The organism is Capnocytophaga stomatis (assembly GCF_002302635.1).
Taxonomy (GTDB): Bacteria; Bacteroidota; Bacteroidia; order Flavobacteriales; family Flavobacteriaceae; genus Capnocytophaga; species Capnocytophaga stomatis.
Genome location: NZ_CP022387.1, coordinates 1,443,040 through 1,459,970, shown reverse-complemented (window position 1 = coordinate 1,459,970; position 16,931 = coordinate 1,443,040). Strand labels below are relative to the sequence as shown.

Genomic DNA, 16,931 nt, shown 5'->3' with positions numbered 1-16,931 from the left:
TACAAGAAATATAAACGGCAATTTCTAAAATTTAACACACAAACCCACTCCCCTTTCGTTGGTAATAAGCTTGAATTCAGGTTGGAATGAATATAAACTACCCCTAACCAAAGAAGAATTATAAATTTCAACAGCCTTTTTTGACTTCTTATTTATATTTGAGTTTATCTTGATAGAAATTCCGGTTAGTACAACTCCAATTCCGGATGAAACCCAATTCGGTTTACCTCCCACCATTAATTTTACCAAATTCCAGCCAATCAAACCACCTCCTGCTAAAGCAATAGGCATATTTATATCATAGTTTTTCTTGGCTTGTTTCATAAGTGCCCAAGCTTCCTGATTGTTTTCCATCAGTGCAATTACATCCTTCATATACAGTCGCTTTCCATCTTGATAGAATCTATTCTCGCCAAATGTTTTTTTAATTTCAATTTCTTGTGAATATGAGAAAGACACTGAGGCAACTGTAACAAGCAAAGCTATTATGATTCTCTTCATAAGGTATAAATTTTGAGGTTAATTCATTTTAAAAATCCTATTTCTGTTTACCAAACAAAGCAAACCAAAATCAATCTGCCTTATCGGGCAAACAGAAATAGCTTAAATTTATTTGCTTAGCTCTTGAATTACTTTCAACTGTTCTTCCGTAATTTCAGGACCATCATAAAAGGAAACTCCTGTGGCTCCGTTTTCTTTGGCAAACAAAATCGCTTGTCTTAACTCGTCTGCCGAAATTGGTGGCACATAAATTCCCGTATGCAATTCGGTATTATTGTTTTTCAAATCCTCAACTCCTTGCCTTGTTGCAAATCCTACCCAATCGGTTTCCTCATTATAGAAGTTATGATATATCATCGGATATACGCGGTCTATATTCCATTTATCCCATCGCTGTCTTACCATATGGTCAGCCATTTCAGGATATGGAAATACAGCTGCTGTAATCTTTTTACCCTTTTTACGAACTATTTCCGAAGCCTCGTTAACCAAATCACGTATTTTATTCAAACGAAATTGCTTCCATTCCATATCAATAGCCGGATTTGAGAATGATTTTGGGTTCTTATGATGTAATTTCTCGAATTCAGAGGTACACGCATCACAGTAACAGAAATCAAATTGCGGTAGTTCTTCTTCCTGAACAAGATTATAATTTGGCAACAGCCCAATCGGGAGATAAATATCAGGAAAACGAATATAATCCAAGTGAACACTCTCTATGCCTTCCACTTCTGCAAGTTCGCTCACCAAATTCAGGATATGCTCTCGCGATTCCTTACGCGTGGGACATAACCACTGATAGTAATCTACATACGGACGGACATCGTGGCACGATTTGCCTTCCCTGCTAACCATATACCATTCAGGATTTTCTAACGCTACTTTATCTCCTGGGCGATTTACAGTCATTATCCAAGCGTGCAGTTTAATTCCTTCGGCTTTTGCAATAGGAACAAGCCATTTGAGTGCCTCTGCATCGGCTTCTGTATTTACTAAAACCTCTGTAATTCCGTGTGTTTTGTATTTCTTAAATTCTTCGTGATAACTGTCAGCAGTCCGTTGCGGATTGTATGTTATCCAAGTTGAAAAGGTGAATGACTTTTCTTCTTTTAAATCAGAAGATTCAACAGGAATACTTTTTTTATCTTCACAACTCCAAACAAGTAAAGACAGTAAAGCAACTGAAAATATTCGTTTTAATTTAAACATAGTATTGTTAATTTAATTGTTTATCGTATCTACAAAAGCCTAATCCTATATTAATATTTATACACAACATTATTAATACAAATAATAAAGAACCCCTTTTTAGTTATCTACATTTCATTTTCCTTATTTTTATCTTCCTTTTTAGCTTCTTTCTTTTTAGTTCGTCTTGCAAGTATTGTATCTGCAAAATATTTACGAGAGTTATTAATAATTACTAATGTATCTTTATAAAAACTATTCTCACGAACCTCAGCAATAGCAGCTACATAGTTTACTAACTTTCTATAATCTTCTAAGATAGCTTTTCTAAGGCTTTTTGTATCATAGTTTTGTCGTTGGGAAATCTCAAAAGAGCGTTTTGCAAATAATTCATCAAAATGAGTATTTGCATTTGACAAACGAATTACAAATTTTTCAATAGAAAGTTCCTTTACGTGATTTTTATAAGCATTACTCTGCAAACGCTCTACCAGATTAGCCAAACGATTTGTCTGAACCTCATAACTGTTACTGTTTATCCCTTTATATTCTGAAACAATCAAATTAAGTGCCTCATAAGCATCTTTTTCATTTGGTTCATTTGTTTTTTGATATGCTTTTAATGCATTACTTAATGCTTTAAATGCAAATCCTCTTTCATAATCAGCTTTTCTAATTTTGGAAGAATCACTACTTCCTCTGATTTGGTCAGATGCAGCATTAAAAGTAGGTAATTGAGACTTCAATGACTCTAACACTCTTTTAAAATCAGCATCGTGCTCTAAATCTAAGTTACTTTTTAAAAAATCATCTAAAAAACGAGTTATCAACTGAGCCAATTCAGCATTATACAACTTAGAAACATCTAAGGCTATTAAATTACTATTTCTCATAACTTATAAATTTAATTTAACTTTGTTTATTTATTTTTATTTATATATAGATTTATATCTTTATCATTCTAAAATATTTTATTTGACACAAAAAGGAGATTTGTTTTTGTTGTTTTAATTTTATAAATCGTAAAACAAATTACCTTTTTAAGCAAATCAACACTCTGTCAATCTGAGCGGAGTCGAAGATTGAGCAACAAAAATGGCTTCGACTACGCTCAGCCTGACAAACTGTATTAAATAAAAACAAGAACATTTATTTGAATTACCTTTTTAGGCAAATCAACACTCTGTCAATCTGAGTGGAGTTGAAGATTGAGCAACAAAAATGGCTTCGACTACGCTCAGCCTGACAAACTGTATTAAATAAAAACAAGAACATTTATTTGAATTACCTTTTTAGGCAAATCAACACTCTGTCAATCTGAGCGGAGTCGAAGATTGAGCAACAAAAAGGGTTTTGACTACGCTCAGCCTGACAGACTGTATTAAATAAAAACAAGAACATCTGTTTGAATTGCCTTTTTAAGCAAATCAACACTCTGTCAATCTGAGCGGAGTCGAAGATTGAACAAAAAAAGGGCTTCGACTACGCTCAGCCTGACAAACTGTATTAAATAAAAACAAGAACATTTATTTGAATTACCTTTTTAAGCAAATTGGAACTCTGTCAATCTGAGCGGAGTCGAAGATTGAGCAACAAAAATGGCTTCGACTACGCTCAGCCTGACAAACTGTATTAAATAAAAACAAGAACATTAATTTAAATTTCCTTTTTAGGTAAAGAAATTACAAAAATCATCAATCATTAATTCAACTCATTTACAAGCTCAGCAAAGACCCTTTTTGCTTTCTTATTTTCATACAAAATCTCATACACTGCATCTAAAATGGGAGTACGACTCTTTCTCGTATGTTTATTATTAATTTCATAAGCACTTTTTACAGCATAATATCCTTCAGCAACCATATTCATCTCCATAATTGCACTCTTTACAGTATAGCCCTTGCCAATCATATTCCCGAATGTCCTGTTCCGACTAAAAAGAGAGTAACTCGTAACTAATAAATCCCCTAAATAAGCTGAGTTATTGATGTTTCGTTTAATTTTATGGATTCTTTTAATGTATCTACGCATTTCGCGTATCGCGTTACTCATCAACACACTTTGGAAATTGTCACCATATCCCAGTCCGTGGGCAATTCCGGCTGCGATAGCGTAAATGTTCTTCAACATTGCGGCATATTCAATCCCGATAACGTCATCTGATATCTTCGTTTTAACAAAATAAGTTTTCATTGCCTCCGCAAAGGTAGCTGCTTTCTCTTGGTCGAAACACGCAATGGTTAAATAGGATAACCTTTCGAGGGCAACTTCTTCAGCGTGGCACGGACCGGCAATCACTCCGATGTTATCGTAAGGCACTTGGTGTAGTTTATGAAAATATTCACCGACAATCAGTCCGCTTTTGGGTTCGATGCCTTTAATGGCAGAGAAAACATTTTTATCCGACAACGAAAGGTTTAATTTTTCAAGCTCCGAACTTAAAAACGCCGACGGAATGGCAAAAACCAAGTAATCGCCATAAGCAACAGCCTCATTGATGTCATCTGTTAGCTTCAACTTATTTATATCAAACTCAACGTCGGTTATGTAATTGGGATTGTGATTTGTTTTCTTGATATGTTCAATTGCCGAACTATTACGCATATACCAACACACCTGCGAAAGGTTGGTAGTTAATATCTTAGTCAATGCCGTTGCCCAACTTCCTCCCCCGATGACCGAAACTTTTAACTCTTTTTCCATAGATAGAAGTCATTTTTAAGGTAGCTAAGTTATGAAAGATTTTTCAATGCACAAAATATGCTTTTAACCATAATTTTTCAGGCAAAAAGGTAAGTCTGCAAGAGCAAAATCCCAGAAAAACAACACAGATAACTTTTTAATTAAAAATATATCATTCTGATTCAAAATATATCGTAAAAAAATTAGATTGAAATTTTTTCAGTTAAATAATTTACTTTTCAATGATATATTATTCTTATCATATTTATCAGAAACAAGAAATATATACAACATATTATTGCTTTTATCAAAAAATATTTATATAATTGCCAAAGAAATCACAAAACTTGAAAATATATGGAGAAAAGAAGAATGTCATTATCAAAATTTATTCTGATGATTGTCTTAGGTATTTTCTTTGCTTATCAAGTGGGATACGCCATCGGAAAATTTGTAGCTAATTATCAAAACTCAATTAGCCAATAATCTTTGTTTAATATTATAAATCAGAATGTTATGGAAAAGAAGAAAAAATGGTCTGTATTTAAAATTATTTTCGTTGTCTTAATTACCATTTTTGCTATTGTTAAAACTGGCGATGCTATTGAGAGATTTATTGAAGGCTGGAATTCAACAGAATGTAATTGCGAGAAGAAGTAAACTAAGACTCAGTAAAAGTAAAAAGATGTTATCCAAAAACACGGATAACATCTTTTCCATTTAAACTATATATATTATGAAAAATTTACTTATTCATAAATTGCCTGAATTCCCGGTAGAACTCTACCTTCAAGGCTCTCAAGCATCGCTCCACCACCTGTAGAAACATAACTTACTTTGTTTTCAAAGCCAAATTGTTTCACAGCAGCCACAGAATCACCTCCACCTACAAGTGAAAACGCTCCGTTTTTGGTAGCTTCAGCAATGAAATTCCCCACTTCAATGGTTCCTTTGGCAAAAGTAGGCATTTCGAACACGCCCACAGGTCCGTTCCACAAAATGGTTTTTGATTTTAAAATAACTTCTTTAAAGTTTGCCAAACTTTTTGGTCCTGCATCAAGTCCTTGCCATCCGTCAGGAATGTTGGTAACATCAACTACTTGTGTTTTAGCATCGTTATTGAAATCGTCAGCAGCAACCACATCTACCGGCAAATGCACCTCAACACCTTTGCTTTTTGCTTTTGCCAAAATATCCAAAGCCAATTGTAATTTATCGTCCTCGCAGATAGAATCACCGATTTTTCCGCCTTGTGCTTTCACGAAAGTGTACGCCATTCCGCCACCGATAATCAAATGGTCTACTTTATCTAAAATATTTTCAATGATGGTGATTTTTGACGAAACTTTTGAACCTCCCAAAATAGCAGTTACGGGTTTTTCGCCAGATTTCATCACTTTGTCGATACTTTCAATCTCTTTGGCGAGCAAATATCCGAAACATTTGTTATTTGGGAAAAATTTTGCCACGATAGTTGTAGAAGCGTGTGCTCGGTGTGCCGTTCCGAAAGCGTCATTTACGTAAATATCTCCCAATTTTGCCAATTTCGCTGAAAAATCTTCATTTCCTTTTTCTTCCTCTGCATAAAAACGTAAATTTTCCAACAAAATTACGCTTCCGCTTGGAGCAGCTGCAACGGCTTTTTCTACGCTTTCGCCTACGCAATCATCAACAAAAATAACAGGTTTTCCTAATTCTTTTGAAACCTCATCAACGATGTGTTTAAGCGAATATTTCTGATTTTTTTCTCCTTTCGGGCGACCTAAATGACTCATCAACACCACGCTACCACCATCTTTTAATATTTTTTCGATAGTTGGTTTGGCAGCTTCGATACGTGTATTGTCGGTTACTTTAAAGTTTTCATCTAAAGGCACGTTGAAATCCACACGGATAAGTGCTTTTTTGTCTTTGAAATTAAAATTGTCAATGGTTTTCATCATAATATGTAATGAATTAAATTATTTTACTTCTTTTCGAGCCTCAAAGTTACGAATTATTTCTGTATTAGGAAATTTTTGAGGTTGAAAAATTTATTTAAAAAAAGCTATCTGATTTCTCAGACAGCCTTTTATTTCAACTTTTCATTGTTATGATGACGGTCGTGGTCACGTTGAGTTTTTTTGTCCATTTTTCGGTCAAAAGCAGCTTGCAAATCAATTCCCGTTTGGTTGGCAAGACAAAGTACCACAAACACTACATCGGCAAGCTCCTCGCCCAAATCCTTATTTTTGTCACTTTCCTTTTCGGATTGTTCACCGTATCTGCGAGCGATAATACGAGCCACCTCCCCTACTTCTTCAGTAAGTTGAGCCATATTAGTCAGTTCGTTAAAATAGCGAACTCCGTGTTCCTTAATCCAGTTATCTACCTGTAATTGAGCGTTTTTTATATCCATTTTAAAAAGAAAATTATAGAATTTATAAAAATTGAAATTAATTTCTTTGGAAAATTAATCAGCAATTTCCGATTCTTTGTTTATCAAATAGTTTATTACTGTGGCAGCAGCGTGCAGCCCGAAAGCAGCAGGCATATAACTAATCGTTCCGTAGAAAGATTTCTTGTAGTTTGTGCCGTCGGTTTGCTGCATTGTGTCTTTCGGAGCAATTTCTGTTGAAAAAACAGCTTTGAATCCTGATGTAATTCCTTCTTTTTTAAGGCGTTTCCGAATATTTTTTGCCAGTGGACAATCACGCGTGTTTTTAATATCCGATACTTTTACCTTGGAAGGGTCTAACACGCCACCGGCTCCCATACAACTAACGAGTTTTACTTTTTTCCGACGAGAAGCAATGATTAAATTCAGCTTTGGCGTAATACTGTCAATGCAATCAAGCACGTAATCAAACTCGGGAGATACTAACTCAAAAGCTCTTTCGGGAGAGAGAAATTCTGTTAGAACGGTGAGTTCCAAATCCGGATTGATATCTTTCAAACGAGAGGCTAAAACCTCAGCTTTGGGTTTGCCCACAGTACTCTGCAAAGCAGGAAGTTGCCTGTTAATATTCGTAATATCAAATACATCGCCATCAACAATGGTCATCTTCCCTACTCCACTTCGGGCGATGAATTCCGCAGCAAACGAGCCTACACCGCCAAGCCCCACAACCAACACATTTGCCGATTTAAGTTTTTCAATCCCTTCCGATTTTACAAGAAGTTCAGTACGCTCCAACCAATTTTTTGCCATTCTTAACATTCTTTGTTAAACTGCTCTTGAAGTTCTCTGTTAAGCTCCAAATCGTTTATTACCCTTTCTTTTGTTGGCTTCAAAGTAATAAAATACAAAAGTAAACACCCTGAAATGAGCAGAAAGTATATGTTTTCAGTAAGCAAAGCAAAAACAATACAAGTAATTGAAGCTGCCTCAATTAAGCCGTATTTCACGATACAAACACCTTGAAAAGTAGCCAATTTTTCAGAGAGTGATTTTTTGTTTCTCACTTCTTCAAGACCTTTTTTGTAGAATACTTTATGACCTAAAAGTACTGCAAAAATAAGTGCCATAGCCACCCAAAAAAAGTGGTTCGAAGAAGGAAAATGATATTGCCAAATTTCCCTATTCAAAAAATAAACAACCACACCAAAAAGCAACTGACCTGTAAGTAATGCCAAATGAATTATAGTCAGAGATTTAAAAAAAAGTGATTTTGAATTCATTTTACATACAAGTTATTTTGTTTACACGATTGGAATGTCTTCCACCCTCAAAATCAGTATTTAAAAATGTTTTAACAATTTCAACAGCTTGCTCAATGGCAGTAAAACGTGCCGGAATACTTATCACATTCGCATCGTTGTGTTGGCGTGCCAATGCTGCGATTTCTTTTGTCCAACACAAAGCACATCGGATTTGCTGATGTTTATTGGCTGTTATGGCAATTCCGTTGCCACTTCCGCAGATTACAATTCCTAAATCTGCATTTTTTGAAGCAACGGCTTGGGCTACCTTATGCCCAAAATCGGGATAATCAACACTGTCAAACGTATCTGTTCCAAAGTTCAGAACTTCAATATTTTGACTTTCTAAGTAAGTAACAATGGCTTTTTTGTAAGCTGGACCTGCGTGGTCATTTCCTATAGCTATTTTCATATCTGATTGTGTTTTTTGAATGGCAAAAATATGAAAAATCAGAAAAATAAAATAGTAACAAAAAAATTATTTTTGCCCAAGATGCAACTCTTTTTGCATTTCTTGCGTCTATACTGAAAAAGAAAAAAACGAATGTGAATATAAAGAAAAATTTATACAACAACGAAAAAGAACTAATTCGGCAGGCTATGAACAATGACCGAATGGCACAAAAGCACATTTTTACAACATACTCGCCAAAAATGCTGGGTGTTTGTCGCCGATATATCAAAGATATTCATCTATCTGAAGATGTGATGATTACAGCATTTTTAAAAGTGTTTTCAAATTTGAAGAATTTTTCTTTTCAAGGAAGTTTTGAAGGTTGGATACGAAGAATCATTACCAACGAATGCATTTCTTTCCTTCGCTCAGAAAAACAACTTTTTTACACCGAAGAAACATATTACTCTGAAGAAATTCACATCTGACATTCCCTTTGCATCTTGAATATGATTTGGGAAAAAGATTTGAACGCAATGGGAGAACTTTTTACGAAGACTTAGGCAACTTTCGCATAGGTGTTGGAGGTTTTATAGGTACACATTTAAAAACAAAAAATTTCTTCCGAAGAAATGATGACCGAGTTTTACAAAAGTACGATTTCAATACCTCTGATTTTGTATACGGTTTAAGTGCTTATTTGGGTTACAAAGGTAATACACTATACTTCAAATATGATTTGAACCCATTATTTGAAAACAATACACCAAAGCAAAACATAGTTTCATTAGGCATACGATTTGACCTTTAATCGTCAAACAAAAAAGAGGAGAATATTGAAAATTCTCCTCTTATTTTTGTGTTTATATGAATTAATTTTCTTCAATGATTTCTTCACTCTTGAAAAATTTACCCCAATCCGACGCATGGTAAGTCTCTTTTGTACCTATTGGAACTTTTAATACTTTTGTCTTTGAGATATTACCAAAAGGATTCCCTTTCAATGTAGGAGGAATCTGTGCTTTAATTTTAACTTCACTTAATTTTGTAGAAGACGCAAAAGCAATATTTCCAATACTTTTCACTTTATCTCCTAATATAACCTTAGTTAATTTTTTCTGTAAAGCAAAATCAAAAGAACCTATCTCTTCAATCCCCTCCATTGTAACGCTTTCAATAATATCTCTATTGTGATTATAAAAAAGTTGATATTTAATCTTTTTCACATTTTTAGGAATTACCATCTCAGCAACAATAGCTGAAGGGTCAACTGCGGTTAAAACACCGTTTTCATCTATTGTAAACAAAGATTTTACAGTCACTGTTACTGCAATGTTTTTGGTTTCATTCTTTAAAATATCTTTCACGGTGATATTGGTAGAACCTTCGCCAACAGCCACAATAGTAAGTACTCCGTTGCTTTCTGTTGCCGTAGCCACCGAGCTGTTACCCGAATTTACTTCATATTGCCCATTTCCTGCAATCGTTACTGTCGTTCTTTCTCCCGCATAAAGTGATAAAGCAGTTTGAGGAAGACTAAAATCTGCTTTTTCAACTGTAACTCTGAAAGTCGTTACCTGATTGGTTTGTTTGTCTTTTACGGTAACGGTAGCTTCTCCCGGTTTTAAACCTGTTACCTTCAGATGATGACCTTGTGTGGCATCAAACCATTGTGACTTAACTTCAACCACATCGGCAGGCTGTGTGCTAATCTCAAACTGATAATCTCCGTTGGCGTTATCAGCTCCCAAAATATTTATAATTTCGTGGTCTTTGTTTTTTACCGATAATTCTTGCTTTTCCATTCGTAATTCTTCCATTACTTTTACGGAAATTTCCTGCACCTCAGCTGTTTGCTCATCAGTAAGTGTGATTGTGGCAGTGCCAGCGGCTTTTGCACTGATTTTTACCTCACCATTAAGAATTTCTGCGGAAGCCACATTTTCTTTATCCGAAGAAATCCCATAAGTTCCTGAACCCGAAGTAATAGCTACATTTTCAGTGACACCCACTTTCAATTCAACTGCATTTTTACCGATGGAAAGTTCAGAAACTGTTACTGCAATTTCTTCGGTTTTGTTTGTTTTAGTATCCGTTACCACAATGGTAGTATTTCCGTTAGACACTGCCGAAATTACAACAGAAGTTGTTCCACTAAGAGTTGCCGTAGCGATAGTTTTATCTTTCGAATCCACAGAATAAGCCCCCGAACCTGATTGGATAGTAACGGTTTTCTGAGTTCCTTTCTTTGCAATAACCGTTTTGCTATCCAAAGCAATTGATTCAAAAACAACTACTTTTACGGAAGCCTGTTTGCTTTGAGCATCTGTTATCATTAGGGTAACCTCTCCCGATTTTTTAGCCTCCACTACTACCTGTGTATTGTTTTTTATGGAAGCAGTGGCTTTGCTCTCATCGGAAGATGTTACTTTGTATCCTCCGTTTCCTTCGGTAATTTCAAGGATTTCGCTGTTGCCTACCGAAAGCGTCAGACTGCTTTTATCTACTTTAATCTCTTTATAAACAGGTTTTTCGATTTCTTTTTTGTCGTCTTTATCACAAGAGACGAAGGTCGTGGTTAGCCCCAAAAGAACCAATCCCAGCATAAAACTTATTTTTTTCATCGTTATAAAATATTAGTTAATTTTTTGAGGGTGCAAATATAGTTATTTAAACTGAATAAAAACAAGTTGATTAGTGCATTTCTAGGTCAAACGAACGAAATTATTTTTAGTTCTTGACTTATACAAAAACTTAGGATAGCTCATCACTTCAAGTGATTTGTGTAATGAACTTGCAAAAAAAAACTGCCGTAGTTTTAACTTACGGCAGTTTTTATAAAAAATTACTTCGCCTCCAAACGCACCTCAAAGTCACTTAGAATGTTCATATAGTTGATAAACGCCTCATACGGAGAATCATACGGGGAGAAATACTTGTGATAGTCCGAAGTGGAGAAAAGTTTTGTCCGCATATGATAAAAATGCTCGCTGGCTTGCAAACGGCTGTAATCGTCTGAAAGTTCGGTGTTTTTCTTCTTCTTAACCAACGACTGAATTTTAAACAACTGATTGAACGCCTCCTGTTGCAATTCGTTTCCGAGCCAAGAGGTGGTGTCGCGTTCTTCGTCCGTCCACGAAATTGGGTAAGGAACGTACAATACATCTTTCGGGCTGTGTTTTTTTACGACTTCTTTCGGAAGAAGAAACTGATAATCATCATCTTCCATCATATTTTTTACGAAATGTTCCAAAAAGTCGAAAATGCCACTTTCTTTGCGATTATAATGACCGATTACGTCGTAATTCATAAACAAATTGACCACTTCGGTTTCTGCCAAACTGTGTTTTACCCACGAGGCGTACTTCTCGGAAGTAAGCGGATATTCACCCCACTGCCTATCGGAAAACTTGATGGCAATATCATCACTTAACTTGCTGTTTTTGAGCAATAAGTTTAGGTTTTCGCTGGTTGGGTTTTGATACACGAAATTCGGACTTTTCCAACCCAACACGTGTTTTGCCCCATCGGTAAGCATTGTTTTAAAGCCGAGTTTTGCTACCCGCTCTCCGATTTTATCCGAATAAATCAAGGACGTATTGCGGAAAGTTACGGGCTTCTTACCGAAAAGACTTTTTACCGTGGCAACGTGGCGTTTCACTTGTTGTTCAAACTCGTCCGAATCCTCTGAAAGAGAAGCCAAAGAATGCGAATAGGTTTCCGCCAAGAATTCCACATTGCCCGTCTCGGCAAGCTCTTGGAACGAACGGATTACCTCAGGGGTGTGCATATTTAATTGGTCGATTGCCGAACCCGAAATCGAGAAAGCCACCTTGAACTTTCCGTTGTATTTCTTAATCAAATCCAACAACAGTGCGTTGGCAGGGAGATAACAATTTTCGGCAAGGTCTTCTAATTCAGAACGATTGGCGTAATTATCAAAATAGTTATGTTTCTTTCCTATATCAAAGAAATGATATTTTCTAAGTCGTTCGGGGTGGTGTATTTGAAAATAAATACAAACTGATTTCTTCATATCGTTATCTGTTTTTATGTTGATATTTCTTGATTCTTTTTTATTTTCTGCCATCTTATAGTTTTTATAATTTACTGATTGGTCATTCTTTACTTACTCACAAGCATCTCATAAATGGTTTTGAGCTTTAAGGAAGCATTTTCCCATTTGAGTTGATTTACCTCGTCGTAGCCTTCCCGCGACATAAATTCGGCGAGCGTAGGGTAGGAGAGAATGCCGTGAATAGCGTCAGCCAGTGCGTCAATGTCCCAATAATCAACTTTAATGGCGTGATTCAATACTTCGGCTACGCCCGACTGTTTTGAAATGATGGTAGGCACGCCCGAACGCATCGCTTCCAAAGGCGAAATCCCGAAAGGCTCCGAAACCGAAGGCATTACATACACATCACTATAACGGAACATCCGTTGCACTTCGCCTCCTTTGAGAAAGCCCGTGAAATGGAATTTTGTTCCGATGCCCAGCTGTGCCACTCGTCGGACAAGCGGATTCATCTTTTCGCCGCTTCCTGCCATTACAAAACGCACATTGGGCGTTCGTTTTAACACCTTTGCGGCGGCTTCAACGAAGTATTCCGGACCTTTTTGCAGCGTGATTCTTCCTAAGAAAGTCACGATTTTCTCTTTAACGCCTCGTTCTTCCTTCTCGGTGGTCTCTGCCGAAAAGTCAACTGCATTGTGCACCGTGATAACCTTCTCCGGATTGATTCCGTACTTCTCAACCACGATGTTGCGCGTCCAGTTACTCACCGTAACCACAATGTCGGCGGCTTCCATTCCTCGTTTTTCGATGTCGTAAACTAATGTATTTCGATTGTGTTCCCCGCCTCTGTCATATTCCGTAGCGTGCACGTGAACGACAAGCGGTTTTCCCGATAGTTTCTTAGCAACAATCCCTGCGCTGTACGTGAGCCAATCGTGGGCGTGAATAACATCAAACTGATGATTCTTTGCCACGGTTCCGGCAACCAAAGCATACCGATAGACTTCCTCCATCAGGTTTGCGCCGTACTTTCCCGAGAATTGGAATTTATTTCTGAAAGAAATTTTCTCCTTACTTTCGCCCGTTTTCAGATAAGCTTCGCGTTCGCGGGCAAAGGTTTCGGGGTCTAAATACGGAACCAGATTCGAGCCGATTTCCATAAAGTTGATGTTCTTCCAGAATTCTTCAATGTTTTCCATATTTTGAAGCATTTCCACATCACTTGCGTTTATGATGTCGGCAACGGAACTATCTTCATCGCCTCCTGCTTTTGGCATCACGAACAAAACATTTACATCGTGCTTTGCCAAGCCTTTGGCGATTCCGTAGCAGGCTGTGCCAAGTCCTCCACTGATGTGGGGCGGAAACTCCCAACCGAACATTAGTACTTTTACACTCATATCATTCTTACTTATTTGGTGTTTCTATTTAAAATTCTATTGATTTTGCTAATTTTTTCTATTTTCAAGCTGAATTAAGCTGTTTTTCTTGTTTATGATGAAAGATTTTTATTGTACTTCATCAGGTTTTTCATCTTCTTCATTTATTTCAAAATTTTCAATTTCTTTACGTATTTCATCTAAAAGTTGTTTTTCTGTTGGCAAATACAATTGGTATTTACTTGTTATAATATGCTTTTGATTCTCAGGAAGAGTATATTTTACCACAGCGTCATTTTTGTCGGCACAAAGTAAAATGCCAATAGTTGGGTTTTCGTGGCTGAGTTTCTGTGTGCGGTCATAATAATTGACGTACATCTGTAACTGCCCTATATCCTGATGGGTAAGTTTATCGGTTTTGATTTCGATAATCACAAAACTTTGTAACAAACGATTGTAAAACACTAAATCTACGAAAAACTCATCTCCCTCAATATGAATGCGTTTTTGCCGAGCTACAAACGAAAACCCATTGCCCAATTCCAACAAAAACTCCTGTAAATGAGAAAGCATTTTAGTTTCTAAATCCTTTTCATAATAGGTACTTTGTTGTTTCAAACCCAAAAATTCCAAAACCATAGGGTCTTTGATTATTTCCTTTGGGTCAGAAGGTTGCCTTTCATTTCGAGCAACGGCAAGCACGCTTTCTTTATCGTTCGAAAGCAAAAGTCTTTCGTACAAAGAAGCGTTTATTTGTCGTTCCAACTGCCGAGAAGTCCAATTATTTTTTGTTGTTTCGGCGATGTAAAACTCTCGTTTATGTTGGTCATCTATTCGCATAAGTATCTTATACTGAGTCCAATTCAATTGTGAATGCAGTGCGTTCACAATTGGGAAAGTTTTGTAAAATTGCCTATATAAGTTCAGTTGTCGAAATGAACAAAGACTCCCGAAGTCGGGTTCTAACTTGGCAGAAAGCTCCTTAATGAGGTAACTTCCGTAATCTGCTCGTTTTTTACCTTGCTGTTCTTCCTCAAAAATACGTTTACCAATATGCCAATACATCAGCGTACGTGCGTTATTGACTGAGCGTACCGCCTTTTCACGAGCCTGTAAAATAATATCTTTTATATCGGTAAATAGCTTCATTGTTTAATTTTACTGTTTTTTTACTTGTGAATATATGAAAATAAAAACTTTTAATTACAAAAAAGAACTACAATTGCGATTTTTCCAATTTATTGTCAATCCTTTATTTTTTCACTACTTATTCTGTTAATTATCTCCACAATTCGGTTTGCTTTTTCATCTTCATTTTTAGACTGATAAATCCAATCAATTAGTTTTTTTCTTTTTGTTTCAGAATAGCTCAAAAATGTTTCCCAAAGATGTTTTTCATCTTGTAAACACATTTTGAGTTCGTTAACAATTTCTGACGGAACGTTATCTTCATACAACACAATATGCACATCATCACCTGCTTGTTTCTTTATCTTCTTTCTGATTTGAGCATTCAGTGGCAAAAACAAATTTCCGTTTCCCATCGATTGTAAATTGTACTTTTCGATAGAATGTCCATCAATAGTGCCGAAAACTCGTACCCAACCAAAAGGGGCGTTTTTGTTGGGTTTGATTTCAGGAAGCCGAACGAACGTCCAACCGCCTTTGCCCTCAAATTTTTCAATACGATAGATTTTATCAGTTAATAACTTCATTGTTTTTTATTGTAAGTAGGAGCAAAATATATTTTGCCCTTACAATGTGGCGGATATTTCTATGTATTAGTAATCAATAGGTCATCTATATAACTTCAACTTTTCTTAAACTTTAACAAAGTTACAGAACTTCATAATTACCATCGTACTTGATAAGGATATTTTTCATAAACTACGTTGTCTTCATTTATGGTATACCCTTGTTTTGCGTAATCTTTGGCTTTTTCATAAGGTTCAACAGCTTTTTCGGATTGTCCCAAACGTAAAAAACAAACCGCTTTATAATACCAAACATCTGAAAATTGAGGGTATTGTTCAAGAGCTTTGTCAAAAAAGATGATTGCCTCATCAAATTTTTCCAATTCAAACTTACAAATCCCAAAATAAAATAAATCCAAGTAATGAGCCGTTTTGAATTTTTGTTCCTGCTCTGAAATATCCTGTTCAAATAATCTTTCTGCTTTTTCGAATTCGTTAAGTTGCAAGTAGGATAAAGCTATGTAAAACCGATATGTATGATCCATTTCATACTGATTACCAAGTAAAAGAATTGATTTCTCAAAATCATCAATTGCTTCCTTATACGACTTCGAAAAAATACATTTGATAAAACCCCGATAAGGCAACCAACGCTTCGGATTATAAATAACTGCCTTGTCCAAATAAGACATTCCGACTTCGTACTTTTGTGCCTTGAAATAGGGCATTGCCTTCTGTTGCCACAAATAAGCAATAGTACTATCTCTTTGAAGTCCTAAATCCAAACAGTCTTGCCATTGCTTCATCTGATAATTGTAGTTGTATTTCATCGCACAATCGTTCAAATAGGTTTTAATAATCTCTTCTTGATGTTGTTGCGAAAAACAATGGTATGACAACAATACAAAGAACATCAGATATTTATTCATAAATTTATTTTTAACATCAATAAACAGACATTATTTATTGTGAATGTTAGTACGTATCGCATACGCACCTGTAACCGAACGGATATTTATACGCTTACTCCCTGCAATCTTACCACCTATCGTTTATCCTCAAAACCAAACTCTCGCCAACGTTCTTGCGGTTCGCCCATTTTGATGTATTTTTTCAAAAAGGCATATACCTCTTCCGTTTCGGCAATATGTTTTTCTAACTCGGCGGTTTTTTCTTTGAGTTGAGCTTTAAGTTTTTCCTGTTCTACATTGACCTCCGCTGCTTTTTGGTAGGCAGTGTTTAGTTTGTCACGCATTTGAGCGGTAACACCCACAGGCAAATTTTCACCTCGTTCGGTGAGGGCTTTTACTAACAGTTGTGCCGATGTGATGATTTCGGCAAATGACCTTTTTCTCATCTTAATTTGTTTTTATATTATAAAAATAGTTATT

20 protein-coding genes are annotated in these 16,931 nt (G+C 36.0%); 4 read left to right on the top strand and 16 right to left on the bottom strand.

The features are described from left to right. Positions 1–24: 24 nt before the first annotated feature. The 4 genes from CGC58_RS06605 to CGC58_RS06590 all read right to left on the bottom strand — a co-directional run bounded on the left by CGC58_RS06605 (position 25) and on the right by CGC58_RS06590 (position 4,395). Complete coding sequence (locus CGC58_RS06605) at positions 25–501, bottom strand: hypothetical protein (protein ID WP_095896004.1); 477 nt, start codon at positions 499–501, stop codon at positions 25–27. 108 nt (positions 502–609) lie between these two features. Then, positions 610–1,713, bottom strand: a complete 1,104-nt coding sequence (locus CGC58_RS06600) for a putative glycoside hydrolase (protein WP_095896003.1) — start codon at positions 1,711–1,713, stop codon at positions 610–612. A gap of 107 nt (positions 1,714–1,820) precedes the next feature. Then, positions 1,821–2,585, bottom strand: coding sequence for a DUF6261 family protein (locus CGC58_RS06595; RefSeq protein WP_095896002.1), 765 nt, complete (start codon positions 2,583–2,585; stop codon positions 1,821–1,823). An 808-nt stretch (positions 2,586–3,393) separates the two neighbouring features. After that, positions 3,394–4,395, bottom strand: a complete 1,002-nt coding sequence (locus CGC58_RS06590) for an NAD(P)H-dependent glycerol-3-phosphate dehydrogenase (protein WP_095896001.1) — start codon at positions 4,393–4,395, stop codon at positions 3,394–3,396. A gap of 336 nt (positions 4,396–4,731) precedes the next feature. Between CGC58_RS06590 and CGC58_RS12900 the strand changes: the two genes are divergently transcribed. After that, complete coding sequence (locus tag CGC58_RS12900; protein ID WP_255318120.1) at positions 4,732–4,860, top strand: hypothetical protein; 129 nt, start codon at positions 4,732–4,734, stop codon at positions 4,858–4,860. A gap of 30 nt (positions 4,861–4,890) precedes the next feature. Further along, positions 4,891–5,034 (top strand): hypothetical protein, encoded by a 144-nt coding sequence (locus tag CGC58_RS12685; protein ID WP_157909222.1) that lies wholly within the window; start codon positions 4,891–4,893, stop codon positions 5,032–5,034. Between the two features lie 89 nt (positions 5,035–5,123). Here CGC58_RS12685 and CGC58_RS06585 read toward each other — a convergent pair whose 3' ends face one another. The 5 genes from CGC58_RS06585 to rpiB form a co-directional block, all read right to left on the bottom strand. Then, complete coding sequence (locus CGC58_RS06585) at positions 5,124–6,314, bottom strand: phosphoglycerate kinase (protein ID WP_095895999.1); 1,191 nt, start codon at positions 6,312–6,314, stop codon at positions 5,124–5,126. Between the two features lie 131 nt (positions 6,315–6,445). Then, positions 6,446–6,772 carry a nucleotide pyrophosphohydrolase gene (locus CGC58_RS06580; protein WP_095895996.1) on the bottom strand — a complete coding sequence of 109 codons (327 nt, stop codon included), beginning with the start codon at positions 6,770–6,772 and terminating at the stop codon, positions 6,446–6,448. A gap of 54 nt (positions 6,773–6,826) precedes the next feature. Beyond that, the gene (locus CGC58_RS06575) at positions 6,827–7,564 is read right to left on the bottom strand and encodes a tRNA threonylcarbamoyladenosine dehydratase (RefSeq protein WP_095897144.1); all 738 of its coding nucleotides are present in this window, start codon (positions 7,562–7,564) and stop codon (positions 6,827–6,829) included. A gap of 2 nt (positions 7,565–7,566) precedes the next feature. After that, positions 7,567–8,034, bottom strand: coding sequence for a hypothetical protein (locus tag CGC58_RS06570; RefSeq protein ID WP_095895994.1), 468 nt, complete (start codon positions 8,032–8,034; stop codon positions 7,567–7,569). Between the two features lies 1 nt (position 8,035). Next, on the bottom strand, positions 8,036–8,467 hold the full coding sequence (rpiB, locus tag CGC58_RS06565) for a ribose 5-phosphate isomerase B (protein WP_095895992.1): 432 nt from the start codon (positions 8,465–8,467) through the stop codon (positions 8,036–8,038). 134 nt (positions 8,468–8,601) lie between these two features. Here rpiB and CGC58_RS06560 point away from each other — a divergent pair, with 134 nt between their 5' ends. Together CGC58_RS06560 and CGC58_RS06555 are read left to right on the top strand one after the other, a co-directional pair. Next, the gene (locus tag CGC58_RS06560) at positions 8,602–8,937 is read left to right on the top strand and encodes an RNA polymerase sigma factor (RefSeq protein ID WP_232748801.1); all 336 of its coding nucleotides are present in this window, start codon (positions 8,602–8,604) and stop codon (positions 8,935–8,937) included. Positions 8,938–8,963: 26 nt separating this feature from the next. Continuing rightward, complete coding sequence (locus CGC58_RS06555) at positions 8,964–9,260, top strand: hypothetical protein (RefSeq protein ID WP_095895990.1); 297 nt, start codon at positions 8,964–8,966, stop codon at positions 9,258–9,260. Positions 9,261–9,321: 61 nt separating this feature from the next. Here CGC58_RS06555 and CGC58_RS06550 read toward each other — a convergent pair whose 3' ends face one another. The 7 genes from CGC58_RS06550 to CGC58_RS06520 form a co-directional block, all read right to left on the bottom strand. Beyond that, complete coding sequence (locus CGC58_RS06550) at positions 9,322–11,073, bottom strand: leucine-rich repeat protein (protein ID WP_095895988.1); 1,752 nt, start codon at positions 11,071–11,073, stop codon at positions 9,322–9,324. Between the two features lie 221 nt (positions 11,074–11,294). After that, complete coding sequence (locus tag CGC58_RS06545) at positions 11,295–12,485, bottom strand: glycoside hydrolase family 57 protein (protein ID WP_095897142.1); 1,191 nt, start codon at positions 12,483–12,485, stop codon at positions 11,295–11,297. An 89-nt stretch (positions 12,486–12,574) separates the two neighbouring features. Continuing rightward, on the bottom strand, positions 12,575–13,867 hold the full coding sequence (locus tag CGC58_RS06540; RefSeq protein WP_095895987.1) for a glycosyltransferase family 4 protein: 1,293 nt from the start codon (positions 13,865–13,867) through the stop codon (positions 12,575–12,577). A 108-nt stretch (positions 13,868–13,975) separates the two neighbouring features. Further along, entirely contained in the window at positions 13,976–14,995 is a 1,020-nt protein-coding gene (locus CGC58_RS06535; RefSeq protein WP_095895986.1) for a PDDEXK nuclease domain-containing protein, read from the bottom strand. Between the two features lie 95 nt (positions 14,996–15,090). Beyond that, a complete protein-coding gene (locus tag CGC58_RS06530) occupies positions 15,091–15,561 on the bottom strand; it encodes a YdeI/OmpD-associated family protein (RefSeq protein WP_095895984.1) in 471 nt (156 codons plus the stop codon). Between the two features lie 137 nt (positions 15,562–15,698). Next, positions 15,699–16,469, bottom strand: coding sequence for a tetratricopeptide repeat protein (locus CGC58_RS06525; RefSeq protein WP_095895982.1), 771 nt, complete (start codon positions 16,467–16,469; stop codon positions 15,699–15,701). A 116-nt stretch (positions 16,470–16,585) separates the two neighbouring features. Continuing rightward, entirely contained in the window at positions 16,586–16,897 is a 312-nt protein-coding gene (locus tag CGC58_RS06520) for a hypothetical protein (RefSeq protein WP_013996524.1), read from the bottom strand. Between the last annotated feature and the right edge of the window lie 34 nt (positions 16,898–16,931).